General features: G+C 41.0%; 5 protein-coding genes and 2 rRNA genes. 3 read left to right on the forward strand and 4 right to left on the reverse strand.

Annotated features, from left to right (window positions below):
- Positions 1–22 precede the first annotated feature (22 nt).
- A complete protein-coding gene (locus ACZ1G6_RS15875) occupies positions 23–2506 on the reverse strand; it encodes a S9 family peptidase (RefSeq protein WP_472617182.1) in 2484 nt (827 codons plus the stop codon).
- 303 nt (positions 2507–2809) lie between these two features.
- On the opposite strand from ACZ1G6_RS15875, the gene ACZ1G6_RS15880 reads away from it, so the two are divergent.
- The 3 genes from ACZ1G6_RS15880 to ACZ1G6_RS15890 are packed head-to-tail and all read left to right on the forward strand — an operon-like array spanning position 2810 to position 8111.
- Positions 2810–3535, forward strand: coding sequence for a translesion DNA synthesis-associated protein ImuA (locus ACZ1G6_RS15880; protein ID WP_472617183.1), 726 nt, complete (start codon positions 2810–2812; stop codon positions 3533–3535).
- Positions 3536–3538: 3 nt separating this feature from the next.
- A complete protein-coding gene (locus ACZ1G6_RS15885; protein ID WP_472617184.1) occupies positions 3539–4975 on the forward strand; it encodes a Y-family DNA polymerase in 1437 nt (478 codons plus the stop codon).
- A complete protein-coding gene (locus ACZ1G6_RS15890) occupies positions 4959–8111 on the forward strand; it encodes an error-prone DNA polymerase (RefSeq protein WP_472617185.1) in 3153 nt (1050 codons plus the stop codon). The genes ACZ1G6_RS15885 and ACZ1G6_RS15890 overlap by 17 nt, the downstream gene beginning before the upstream one ends.
- A gap of 42 nt (positions 8112–8153) precedes the next feature.
- Here ACZ1G6_RS15890 and ACZ1G6_RS15895 read toward each other — a convergent pair whose 3' ends face one another.
- The 3 genes from ACZ1G6_RS15895 to ACZ1G6_RS15905 form a co-directional block, all read right to left on the reverse strand.
- Positions 8154–10535: a winged helix-turn-helix domain-containing protein gene (locus ACZ1G6_RS15895; RefSeq protein WP_472617186.1), complete on the reverse strand. Its 2382-nt coding sequence runs from the start codon at positions 10533–10535 to the stop codon at positions 8154–8156.
- Positions 10536–10684: 149 nt separating this feature from the next.
- Positions 10685–10800: ribosomal RNA gene (rrf, locus tag ACZ1G6_RS15900) — 5S ribosomal RNA — on the reverse strand.
- A gap of 116 nt (positions 10801–10916) precedes the next feature.
- Positions 10917–13794, reverse strand: a 23S ribosomal RNA gene (locus ACZ1G6_RS15905).
- Positions 13795–13812: the final 18 nt, after the last annotated feature.

The following is a 13812-nucleotide window of genomic DNA, read 5'->3' on the forward strand; positions in this document are numbered from 1 at the left end:
GGCGCTTAAATAGCGCCTTTTTTTATGGTTCTGGGTAGAGGGTTTCCCACCATAGTGGTTCACCTTTTAACTTATAATCCATGTAAGCCAAAATTGTGTCCCACCAATGTAACCGAGCTTCACGAGTGTTAATCGTATGGTCTTCACCAATAAACTCAACAAACTCGACATCCTTCCCTAAAATCTTAAGCGCCGTATACATTTGATGGCTTTGACTCACAGGTACATTAGTATCGGAATCACCGTGCAGTAGCAATAAGGGAGTCACTACATCATCAGCTTGGAACAAAGGACTTTGCTCGGTATAAAACTGCGTTGCATTCCAAGGAAATTTATCTGTTGTTGCCACACCTGAATATAAATAGCCCCACCAGCCATGGCCCCAATACTCAGCAAGATTGCTAATACCGGCATGCGATACTGACGCTGCAAACAAATCTGTCTTGGTGGCTAAATACATTGTCATAAAGCCACCATAAGAAGCCCCCATGTTGGCAACTTTACTAGAATCAACAAATTGATGTGCTTCTAAAAATGCTTTTGTACTAGCAATAATGTCATCAGCGGTCTGTAGCCCCCACGCATTCACATGCTTTGCAGAAAAATCTTGTCCGTAGCCAATAGTACCTGCTGGTTGCATAACATAAACAACATAGCCTTTTGCAGCCCATAAACTAAATGGCCACCTTCCGGTAAAGGCGCGTGTAACAGGCAAGGTACCACCATAATAATATACTATCGCAGGGTACTTTTTGGCACTATCAAAATTGGGGGGTAAATAAATACGTCCATCAATAATCTCGTTATGTTTGTTAGTAAAATCCCAGTCTTGTATTTCACTTAACTGGACATTTTCATATTGAGTTTGCGCGGTATCTACTAATAGCTTAGGACTTTTTCTACCCTGCTTTAAATAGACTTTTTGGGGACTAACTGCCGTGGTGCCACTAAACACGATACTTGGATTCTTTTGCTCAGATACAGCAAAACCATCAACAACTTCAATACGTGTATTAAGTCTTTCAAATCTCCCCTTTTTGTTATCAAAGACAAAAAGTTGCACGCGATCTTGGTCAATTGCAGATACTAATAACTGACCTTTGTTTAAAGAGGTAAGGCTACTAATTGATGGCGTAAACTGACGTGATAACGGAGCAATTTCACTAGTCTTGCGATTAAATAAATAGAGCTGTCCATCATAGTCATTTGCAAACTGACTCTCTTTATTTATACGACCAACACCGTCGTTAAAGTTAGGCCCTGAAACAATGTAAATGCCATTTTGTGTATATAGTGCAGCACCAATCCCTCCATCTGTATCAGTAATAAGTGTCTGCTCACCACTGCGAATGTCAATCTCAATTAACTGGGTAGTAAAATGAGGGGCTTGTGCGTAGTTTGATATTGTACGAGTAACTAAAATACGTGAATACTCATTGTCTATATCCATCAATTGTGATGAAACATCATCTTGAGTAATTTGACCAACTAATCCGGTATTTACATCAAGCTGATACACTTGAGTATTGTTGCGCCAATACGACCATCTGTCTTCTAAAGCAAAGTAACGTTTGGCTTTACCATCATGCGGTTCATTACTTTTAAGCCACGTAAAAATAACGGTATTATTATTTAACCATCTGAAATTACTGGCGCCTGAGATGTCTTTTGCAATAGTCTTTAGTGCAAGAGTATCGCGGTTTAGCTGATATATTTTAGAACCTGACGTGTATAAAACATTGTTGTCATCTGGACTCCAGGTAATATTAGAAGGGTTATTACCTTGCCATCTATAAACAACTTTTTGATTATCCGTACTTAATAGTTCAGTCACTGATATGGGAGTATCACCTGTTGCTTGAGTATAGTGGCGCTTAGTCCATACCATATGCTCGCCATCAGGCGATAAGCTCAAGCCGCTTAGAGTTTGGCTATCGTATAGTTGCTTTGCACTAAGCCTATGTAGCGACTTTTCTGCCTCAAATGATACAGTCGCATTGTCATCGTTTGATTCAAAAGACCACTTAAGGTCTGCCCAGCTTGTAATCTCTTGTGCCAATACAATTAATTGATGATCGCCATTGACCAATGACAGTTTGAAAGTCGCATCTGTACCCTTTATTGTTTCGCCATTGATAAACAACATAGGTGATTCTACGCCTTCAAGCGTTAGGCTTCCTTTTGTAAAGCGGTCGGTACTTAACACCAAGGTCATAGCATGCAACCCTGCTTTAGCTTCTCCTTCAAGCTCACTAAGTAATTGCCATTGGCGAGCCTGATCAAACAATACCAGCTCACGGCTTGTATCATGGGAATCCATAAGGTAAGCGACTAAATTATGCTTAGCTTGCTCACTGAAATCGCTTTGCGAAAGCCCTAAAGATGTATTTGTCGGAATATCTTCAAGTACCAATATGGCTGATTTATCAATCACTGCTGCATGAGCAATAATAGATACGTTTAATAATATACATATACTGAAAAATTGATAAAGCTTTTGCTTCATTGGGCTCCCTCTTACTTTAGTCGTGATAGCTATGCGTTGATTTGCCTGTATATACAAACCGCTAATATCTTGTTATTTAGTCTACCTTAAAAATAAATAAAAAAACGAATTCTCGTATCTGAGTATTCAGTGTCGATCATTTTTTGCTTTTTTAACAATGCCTTATCAGATTTACACTATAAATCCGCATTCTTAACTTGCGCCTTTTAACTAAATATTTATACTGTATAAACATACAGTATAAATAAAGCATAATTTGCCTTTTGGCACACACGTTTTGTTTAATGAAACAGGACAAACAGCATGAATCCTATTTTACATGAGCTACATAATAAACAATGGGTATGGAATGCCGCGCACTCTAAAAATACGCAAACAAAACCTAAATTAATCACCGGTTTTGACAGCTTAGATAAGGTGCTACAAGGCGGATTTCCTTCATCAGGAATGATTCACCTAAATAGTGTCTTAGGCTGCGGTGAGCTTCGTCTAATGTTGAAAATTTTTGAACAGCAGCATCAGGCATTAAACGCGCAAAACAGCGCTCATACCGATCATCGACTGTTTGTTTTTATTAACCCTCCTTATGCATTAAATGCTGAATTCTTACTTGCACATGGAATTAAGCTAGATCAACTTATTGTGCTATATCCTAAATCAATTGATGATGCTTTATGGAGTGCTGAACAATGCGCTAAAAGTGGTGCATGTCATTCGATATATATGTGGCATAAGCACTTAAAACATCTACACGTTCGAAAGTTACAACATGCTTGTGTACAAGGAGCTTGTTATGGTGTGTGGTATCAACTAGACCAGCAACATACCTTAAGTAACTTACCGTTAAGTCTATCGTTGAACGTTCAACGGCAAGATGACCAATTAACAATAACAGTCAATAAGCAACAAGTGGGTTGGGCTCAAAAAGCAGTCAAAGTGCCTTTGCCTTTTGTTAGTCGTACTCGTTTAGGTAAAACTGATTTGCCTCTACAAAGTAATAATATTGTTCATTTGCATGCTAGTAGGTAATTCATGCAATTTGATACTCGTTCTTTATGGATTTACCTCCACTTCCCTCAATTACAGCTTGATTTACTCAATGCTGATCATAGTGGTAAGCAAGTATTGCCAATTGCCATTGTCGATACTCAACAAAATCGCTTATGCCAAGTTAATCAGCTAGCAATAAACCAAGGTATCAAAAAAGGAATGGGCTTAGCCAGTGCTAGCCTAAGTTGCAGCGAACTGTCTTTGCACGAATATCAAAGCGAAATAGAAGAAAATGCAATTAAACGAATAGCGAACGATTTATATTTATTAACTTCAGATATTGTATTAAACCCGCCTAATGCAATTATTCTACGCGCACAAAACATGCTAGTACTGTATGAAGGTCTTGAAAATTACTGGCAAGTTCTCGCACAGTCTTTACGTAACCATCAAATAAATTATGTCGCTAGCTGCGCATACTCAATACAAGCCGCTAAAGTATTAGCCCTGAGTAAAAAACAACTTATCAGCAATGATAAGCACCTTATTAATGAATCACTAAACATGTGTTCATTATCGCTAACGGATATTGATGATAAAGATTTGAATAAGCTATCACGCATAGGGCTGAAACGATATGCCGACCTATTAACAATACCCGACGCTGAAATAGCCAACCGAGTATCACGTGGTAGCATGAGAGTCATTAATGAACTTAAAGGTAAAGCCGCTGCTTGTGTCGAATTTTACCATCCTAAAGCAGAGTATCATGACTATCTAGAGCTACTTTATGATATCGCAACTACCGACAAAATTATTCCCGTACTCGTTAAATGCTTGGATAAGCTTGAGTCTTTCTTATCCGTTCGCAACGCTTTGTGTTTAAGGATAAATATTGACTTTCATCAACGAGAACACGATAAACTTATTCTGAAGTTTGCTAGCATCAGGCCTATTTATCAGCGCCAAGCGTGGCTTGATATTATCGAGCTGCAATTAGCATCTACCCAATTTGCATCTGCAGTTTATGGTATTAGTTTACACTGCCAAGAGTATGAGATAGCGCAAATTGCAAATGAAGATATGTTTGCACAAAAGTCGACACATGTAGAAGCACTGACTTTATTGTCTAGATTACAAAGTAAGTTAGGTGAACGCAGTGTTAAACGCTTATCATACGTTGCTGACTTTAGACCTGAACGCTGCACTGAATATATTAATATTTTGTCTAATACCGCTACTAATAAGGCAGATACAAACAGTATTTTTGCCGATCGTCCCGGATTATTAATAAATCCTCCCCAAAAGCTAGCCAGTAAAATTACCTTATTAAAAGGGCCTGAACGCATACAAACCGGTTGGTGGGATGAGCACATGATCAATCGCGATTACTATATTGGGCAAAATCCGGAAGGGCAACAGTTGTGGATCTACAAAACACCTGAACAAGAATGGTTTGTGCATGGCTATTTCATCTGATACTGCTTTATTGGGTTATGCAGAATTAATCTGCCAATCAAATTTTTCATTCTTAAAAGGGGCATCTCACCCAGAAGAGCTTGTCAGACAAGCTTATTTTTTAGGTTACAAAGCAATCGCGATCACTGACGAATGCTCAATGGCAGGCGTTGTCAGGGCCTATACCGAAATCAAACAACATCACTTGCCGATTAAACTTATTGTCGGTACACAATTTGTGTATCAAGGTCACACCCTGGTTTTATTATGCCCGACTAAAGCCGCTTATCAAGAATGTTGCCGCGTCATTACCAATGCACGAAGACGTGCAAATAAAGGACAATACAGCTTGAATGAATGGGACTTAAAAACCATTAAACACTGTTTTTGTTTATGGCAACCAAGTCGCGTACAACAAGACGATCATAACTTTGCTTTATGGTTACAAAAACACTTTAAAGACAGATTATTCTTAGTGATCAAAAGATGGCTTAAAGCGAATGAACAAGATGATATTTACTATTGCCAGAAATTAGCCCACGATTTTGACATTAGTATTGTCGCAAGTTCATGTGCTTTGATGCATGACACGTCGCGAGGTGAATTGCAGCAATGTCTGCATGCCATCGCTTCGCATTGTAGCGTGAGTGAACTAGGTAGAGACACTCTACACAATACTGAAGCATGCTTGCGACCTATTAAAAAACTACGTCGCTTATATGATGTCCATTGGCTTAATAATGCTTACCTTTTATCTACCGCATGTACATTTTGCATGAGCGAATTAGCGTATGAATATCCTAGCGAAGTTGTTGCGCCTAATATGACACCCGCAGAATATTTACGAGAACTAGTTGAGCAAGGCATAAAAAAGCGTTTTGCCGAGGGTGTACCTAAGGATATCAGGCAAACTATCGAAAAAGAGCTGGTATTGATACATGAACAAGCTTATGAGCATTTCTTTTTAACCATTCATGATATTGTCAAGTTTGCACAAAGTCGCAATATCTTATACCAAGGGCGGGGCTCTGCGGCCAACTCTGTAGTATGTTATTGCTTAGAAATCACGTCTGTTGATCCTAGGCAAGTCGACGTATTATTTGAACGCTTTATTTCCAAAGAGCGAAACGAACCACCTGATATTGATGTAGATTTTGAGCATGAACGCCGAGAAGAAATCATCCAATATATTTATCGTAGATATGGCCGTGAAAGAACTGCATTAGCCGCCACTGTTGTATGTTATCGTTTTAAAAGTGCACTACGCGAAATAGGCAAAAGCTTAGGCATCAATGTGACCGATATTGAATTTTTCATCAAAAATATTAATCGCCGCGATCGAGCATTAACATGGCAGTCACAACTAGGTGATTTAGGTATTGACCCAGCATCTTCCTTAGGTAATAAGTTTGTCCATTTAGTTGAGCAGCTCATTGGATTCCCACGTCATCTTTCTCAGCATGTAGGTGGTTTCGTAATTTCTGCTGGCCCACTGTATGAACTTGTACCAATCGAAAACGCGGCAATGGAGGAACGCACGGTTATACAGTGGGACAAAGACGACTTAGAGAGCCTACAACTTCTAAAAGTAGATGTTCTAGCACTTGGTATGTTAACAGCTATTCGTAAAAGCTTTGATTTACTAAAAGAACATTATCAACAAAACTGTTCTATTGCATTTATTACCCGTCTAGGCGATGACCCACAGGTTTTTCAACAAATTAGCAAGGCAGATACCGTCGGAGTATTTCAAATTGAATCTCGCGCGCAAATGTCAATGCTGCCAAGATTGAAACCTGCTTGCTACTATGACTTAGTGTTACAGATTGCCATAGTTAGACCTGATCCAATATTAGGAGAAATGGTACATCCTTTTTTACGACGCCGCGAAGGTAAAGAAGACTATGATTATCCGTCTGATGAAATCAAAAATGTCCTTGAGCGCACACTAGGCGTACCAATATTTCAAGAACAAGTGATCAAGTTAGCAATGGTAGCTGCGGGATTTACTGGTGGCGAAGCTGACCAACTAAGAAGAGCAATGGCGAGTTGGAAGAAAAATGGACATTTACATAAGTTTAGGAAACAACTAGTCGATGGAATGACAGCTAGAGGCTATACCCAAGAGTATGCATTTACACTATTTGAGCAAATCTGCGGCTTTAGTGGCTACGGTTTCCCAGAATCACACTCTGCTTCTTTTGCTGTGCTTGCTTATGTCTCAGCTTGGTTAAAGTATTATTACCCAAGTATTTTTTATATTGGCTTACTAAACAGTCTACCTATGGGGTTTTATACGCCATCTCAAATTATTCAAGATGCAAAACGTCACAACGTAGATGTACTGCCTTGTTGTGTCCTTTTATCTGATTATGATCACAAGCTCGTAAATGTAAGTAAGCACAAACATACTCTTAACATGGAGTATGGTATAAGATTAGGCTTTAGAATAATCAAAGGATTAAAAGCAAGCTCATGTGAAAAAATTATCTCTATTCGAAATCAGTCTGGACTCAAAGAGCTTAGTGATTTACGTCGTGCAGATATTCCTAATAGTTGTTTGGAAGCCTTGGCTAGTGCGAATGCATTTGCGTGTTTTGGCAAAAATCGATACAAGACCCGATGGCAACTGATGGACGATAGTGATAGTTTGCCTTTGCTAAAAAACCAACGACAACAGCCTTATATACAAAATGCTGTTCAAGCATCACAGCAAACATATATTAAACAGCCAAATCTATTTGATGATTTAGTCGAAGATTATGCCAGTACAGGTTTAAGTATTAAACACCATCCAGTTGAGTTGCTTTATCACGCAAAGCTTTTACCTAAATTTGTGATGGCAAACCAATTACACACTATTGCACACCAGTCTTTGGTCTCGGTTGTTGGAGTTGTAGCATGTAAGCAAAGTCCAGGTACCGCTGCTGGTGTTACCTTTATTACTTTAGAAGATCATACTGGCAATAGTAACATCGTCATTTGGCAAGCAAGTGCGCGGGCTCAAAAAAATGCTTACTTACACGCTAAAATATTACATGTCAGAGGCATCCTTGAACGAGGTGATGGAGATGTAGTGCATATTATTGCAGGTAAAATGACGGACTTAAGCCATTTGCTAGATACACTTCAAACAAAGTCTCGAGAGTTTCATTAAAACACCTTGTTCAATCACTAATGTATTAGAAGTTGTAATATACTAAAAAGTTGCAGAAAGACCTTGAATCTTAGTTATCTTCTTTTGTGACACAACAGGAGTCGAGATAGTAATAAAACGTCCGTCATCACTTAGCATTAGACTCCCACTCACATCTTTAAAAGGTAAGATGTATTCAATCGTGTCTAAATTTAAAAGATTTACTTTAACTAAACGTAGTTGAGCATCAACTTCATCTTTGTGAATATAATACAGATGTCCGTCAGACGTTATGTCCCACAAATACTTAGATTCTTCAGTAAGCGTCGCTTGTAACACGGGTTCTTTCGTATCTTGCTGAATGAATAATTGAAAGCCCTTATCAATAAACACTTTCATTTTAGTTTCTTGCAATACACTATCAACATTCCTTGATAAAGTTTCAACCTTTACCGCTTGCATACCCAAGTATTCTAATCGTGTTCTTCCGGTCCGAATATTATATCGGTAGATACCATCCTCGGTATTTAGGCTATTAGCAAAGTAGTATAGAAATTCTTGACTTGATACATGAAATGCACTGACCTTAGCATGTTGTAAATCTAGGTACTTGAATTCTTGCGTCAGCAAATTCAGTAAAAATGGTCTCTGATTATCAAGCCCCACTACTAACTTTCCACTTTCACTTAACGTGATGTTTTGAATGTCTTGCTCTTTACCAAATATATACATCAGTGAATCTTGCGAACCATCAATACTGTAAAGCTGTTGCCTGCCATTCAGATTTTGTAAGTAAATAGATTTGTGTAGGTTTATCTTTTTATAAAATTCAATTCCATCTAAGGCTCTTGTATGGGCCTTCAATGATGTAACATCCTTGCTATGCAATGGATTCGATAAACTTGTAAATGAACGACTGTTAGCCCCGGTACCAACGTAAAAACAATCGCTGCCACAACGACTTATAATTTTACTAAATTCACCCTTAGTTTGCCTCCATGCTTTGACCTTACGACCATCACGCTGATATGAGAAAAGCTTGCCATTTTTGCTTGTAAACGTAAAAACGCCAGCATTTTTATCCCAGATACCTGACACTATCGCAGAATCTATCTCAAGGGGCTCATTTGGTCGTAAGGTGTCGTATAACTTATATGTACCTTCATTTGTTACTAAAACACTACCACTATTTGGTTTAGGGGAAGGCCATATCGACACTATCGAAGCCGATTCTAAGAAATCTATATTTACCTTAGTAGCCGTTTTGGTACTCAAGGTAAATTCTGATAAATTATTGTTTTCAGACAAAAGATACAGAATCTTTTGTGCCCCGTCGAAGCCTACAATTTTATGGTTCTTAGGTATGATATCTAAGTAGTGAGTGACATCAAAAATAGTATTTTGATCAGCTTTATTTAAATCGTTAAGTGATACAACCGAAACATTCGACGATTGTGCTCCTTGAAATAAAACGGCTTTATGTGAATTGCTGATGAATGGGGTAGACAGCATGGCAGACGGAAAAACAAACTCTTGATAACTACTATCATCGTTACCTTCTGATGAAAAAACTACCGAGTCGATGCTTTTATCGGCGTTATCGCTCACAATACTTGGTAATGTTGCTTGTGGAGACCAAAAACTGTATATACCCAATTCATTAATCAAAGGGATTTTGTAGCCGTCAAACACGAGTACTTCTTGCTTGTTTACTCTACTTTGTCGTTCGCTTAAAAGTGACTGCTCAACACTATTTTGAAGTGGTGTCTGGTTATTAAGAACAAGTAGTGCAAAGAAAAATAAGACTAAAACAGGTATACCTACCGCAGGGTATTTTTTCCATTTGCTATAAATGGCTTTAAAACGTTCTTGTGTATTTAGCGTAGAATCCTTTACAGAATTTTCCTTTTTACCATCACTATTTGATGTTGTTTCTGTATTTATTTGTGTTGATTCGGCATTAGCTCGTGTCGGGCTATCGGTTTGTTTCTGTGTTGTAGTACTTTTGTCGTTTCTAGGTTTACGCTCATTACCTTTGATGCTCTTATTAGTCAATGGAGATGAAGCATTTGTCGTTCTTTGCTTTCTTGTTGATTTGCTCTTAGACTCACTTACTAACACGTCTTTTAAAAACAAATAACCTTGCTTTGGAACTGTTTTAATATAGCTGGGCGCTTTGGCATTGTCGCCTAATAAGTCCCGAGCTTGTTTAACTAGCGCCCGTAAGTTCTCCTGAGTTCCAGATTGGCCTTGCCATATTGTTTCAATAAGCTTTGTTTTGTTCACTACCTTATTTGGCACAAGTGTAAGTAGCACAAATAACAGGCACAATTCATCAGACAGGACTGTACGTTGTTTTTTATATAAAAGAGTTTTGCTATTAACGTTTAGCGTGTAATCATCAAAACTTATTTGTTTATCAGAATATTTTTGTAAAGAAGCCAATTCATTAACACTTATGGAAAAAGGACAATGAGAATACATCTTTTGCTATGGATTGTCTAAACTAGTCAGGGTCTAAACTAGTCAGGCAGGTTTTTGTACAATCCAAAAACCAAAAAACCCGCAGCGAGTGCTACGGGTTAGTATGGGAAGTCTGGCGATGTGCTACTCTCGCATGGGGAATCCCCACACTACCATCGCCGCTAATACGTTTCACTACTGAGTTCGAGATGGAGTCAGGTGGGACCGTATCGCTATTGTCGCCAGACAAAAAGGTCAATTCAAAAAAGCTAATAAACATTCAATATTCAACCAGAGTCGCTACTCTTTCTCACACATTAGTCTACTTGTCACACACCACACACTAAATGCATTAGGTGTTGTATGGTTAAGCCTTACGGGCAATTAGTACAGGTTAGCTTAACGCCTTACAACGCTTCCACACCCTGCCTATCAACGTCGTCGTCTCCAACAACCCTTCAAAGAGATTAAATCTCTAGGGATGACTCATCTTTGGGCCGGCTTCCCGCTTAGATGCTTTCAGCGGTTATCCGTTCCGAACGTAGCTACCGGGCAATGCCTTTGGCAAAACAACCCGAACACCAGCGGTTCGTCCACTCCGGTCCTCTCGTACTAGGAGCAGCTCCCATCAATCATCCAACGCCCACACCAGATAGGGACCGAACTGTCTCACGACGTTCTAAACCCAGCTCGCGTACCACTTTAAATGGCGAACAGCCATACCCTTGGGACCGACTTCAGCCCCAGGATGTGATGAGCCGACATCGAGGTGCCAAACACCGCCGTCGATATGAACTCTTGGGCGGTATCAGCCTGTTATCCCCGGAGTACCTTTTATCCGTTGAGCGATGGCCCTTCCATACAGAACCACCGGATCACTATGACCTACTTTCGTACCTGCTCGACGTGTCTGTCTCGCAGTTAAGCTGGCTTATGCCATTGCACTAACCTCCTGATGTCCGACTAGGATTAGCCAACCTTCGTGCTCCTCCGTTACACTTTGGGAGGAGACCGCCCCAGTCAAACTACCCACCAGACACTGTCCACAATCCCGATAAGGGACCAATGTTAGAACATCAAACATACAAGGGTGGTATTTCAAGGGCAGCTCCACACCATCTAGCGACGATGCTTCATAGCCTCCCACCTATCCTACACATGTAGGGTCAATGTTCAGTGCCAAGCTGTAGTAAAGGTTCACGGGGTCTTTCCGTCTAGGTGCGGGTACACTGCATCTTCACAGCAATTTCAATTTCACTGAGTCTCGGGTGGAGACAGCGTGGCCATGGTTACACCATTCGTGCAGGTCGGAACTTACCCGACAAGGAATTTCGCTACCTTAGGACCGTTATAGTTACGGCCGCCGTTTACCGGGGCTTCGATCAAGAGCTTCGCTTACGCTAACCCCATCAATTAACCTTCCGGCACCGGGCAGGTGTCACACCGTATACGTCATCTTTCGATTTAGCACAGTGCTGTGTTTTTAATAAACAGTCCCAGCCACCTGGTCACTGCGACCCCCAGCCGCTTATGGAGCAAGTCCAATCACAGACAGGGGCGTACCTTCTCCCGAAGTTACGGTACAATTTTGCCGAGTTCCTTCACCCGAGTTCTCTCAAGCGCCTTAGTATTCTCTACCTGACCACCTGTGTTGGTTTGGGGTACGGTTCATATAGCAATACGCTTAGAAGATTTTCCTGGAAGCCGGGCATCAACTGCTTCACTCCCGTAGGAGCTCGTCTCGTGTCTCAGGTTTAATGTTCGACCGGATTTACCTAATCAAACGCCCTACGCACTTTCACATGGACTACCAACGCCATGCCAGCCTAGCCTTCTCCGTCTCTCCATCACTCACTATATAAGTACAGAAATATTAATCTGTTTCCCATCGACTACGCGTTTCCGCCTCGCCTTAGGGGCCGACTTACCCTGCCCTGATTAGCATGGGACAGGAAACCTTGGTCTTCCGGCGTGGGGGTTTTTCACCCCCATTATCGTTACTCATGTCAGCATTCGCACTTGTGATATGTCCAGCAAACCTCTCAGTTCACCTTCATCCACTTACACAACGCTCCCCTACCCATTATCCTAAGATAATGCCGCAGCTTCGGTATATTGCTTAGCCCCGTTACATCTTCCGCGCAGGCCGACTCGACTAGTGAGCTATTACGCTTTCTTTAAAGGGTGGCTGCTTCTAAGCCAACCTCCTAGCTGTCTTAGCCTTCCCACATCGTTTCCCACTTAGCAATATTTTGGGACCTTAGCTGGCGGTCTGGGTTGTTTCCCTCTCCACGACGGACGTTAGCACCCGCCGTGTGTCTCCCGGATAGCACTCATCGGTATTCGGAGTTTGCAAAGGGTTGGTAAGTCGGGATGACCCCCTAGCCTTAACAGTGCTCTACCCCCAATGGTGTTCGTCCGAGGCTCTACCTAAATAGATTTCGGGGAGAACCAGCTATCTCCCGGTTTGATTGGCCTTTCACCCCCAGCCACAAGTCATCCGCTAACTTTTCAACGTTAGTCGGTTCGGTCCTCCAGTTGATGTTACTCAACCTTCAACCTGCCCATGGCTAGATCACCGGGTTTCGGGTCTATACCTAGCAACTAAACGCGCAGTTAACACTCGCTTTCGCTACGGCTCCCCTAATCGGTTAACCTTGCTACTAAATATAAGTCGCTGACCCATTATACAAAAGGTACGCAGTCACAGAACAAGTCTGCTCCCACTGCTTGTACGTATACGGTTTCAGGTTCTATTTCACTCCCCTCACAGGGGTTCTTTTCGCCTTTCCCTCACGGTACTGGTTCACTATCGGTCAGTTAGGAGTATTTAGCCTTGGAGGATGGTCCCCCCATCTTCAGTCAAGATAACACGTGTCCCGACCTACTTAATATGACCAACATGACACTTCGTGTACGGGACTATCACCCTGTATCGTTGAGCTTCCCAACTCATTCCACTACATCATGCTGATTCGGCTGTTTCCCGTTCGCTCGCCGCTACTAGGGAAATCTCAATTGATTTCTCTTCCTACAGGTACTTAGATGTTTCAGTTCCCTGCGTTTGCTTCTATACCCTATGTATTCAGATATAGATAACCCCTAAGGGCTGGGTTCCCCCATTCGGACATCGTTGGGTATAACGCGTTTTGTCAGCTTCCCAACGCTTTTCGCAGACTTACACGTCCTTCATCGCCTCTAACTGCCTAGGCATCCACCGTATACGCTTAGTCACTTAACCATACAACCCTAATACATC

It is taken from the genome of Glaciecola sp. HA4-3, from assembly GCF_055693685.1.

Bases quoted from the DNA above. Each gene is read 5' to 3' on its own strand.
- ACZ1G6_RS15875 (WP_472617182.1), bottom strand. From the start codon at position 2,506: ATGAAGCAAAAGCTTTATCAATTTTTCAGTATATGTATATTATTAAAC.
- ACZ1G6_RS15880 (WP_472617183.1), top strand. From the start codon at position 2,810: ATGAATCCTATTTTACATGAGCTACATAATAAACAATGGGTATGGAAT.
- ACZ1G6_RS15890 (WP_472617185.1), top strand. From the start codon at position 4,959: ATGGCTATTTCATCTGATACTGCTTTATTGGGTTATGCAGAATTAATC.
- ACZ1G6_RS15885 (WP_472617184.1), top strand. From the start codon at position 3,539: ATGCAATTTGATACTCGTTCTTTATGGATTTACCTCCACTTCCCTCAA.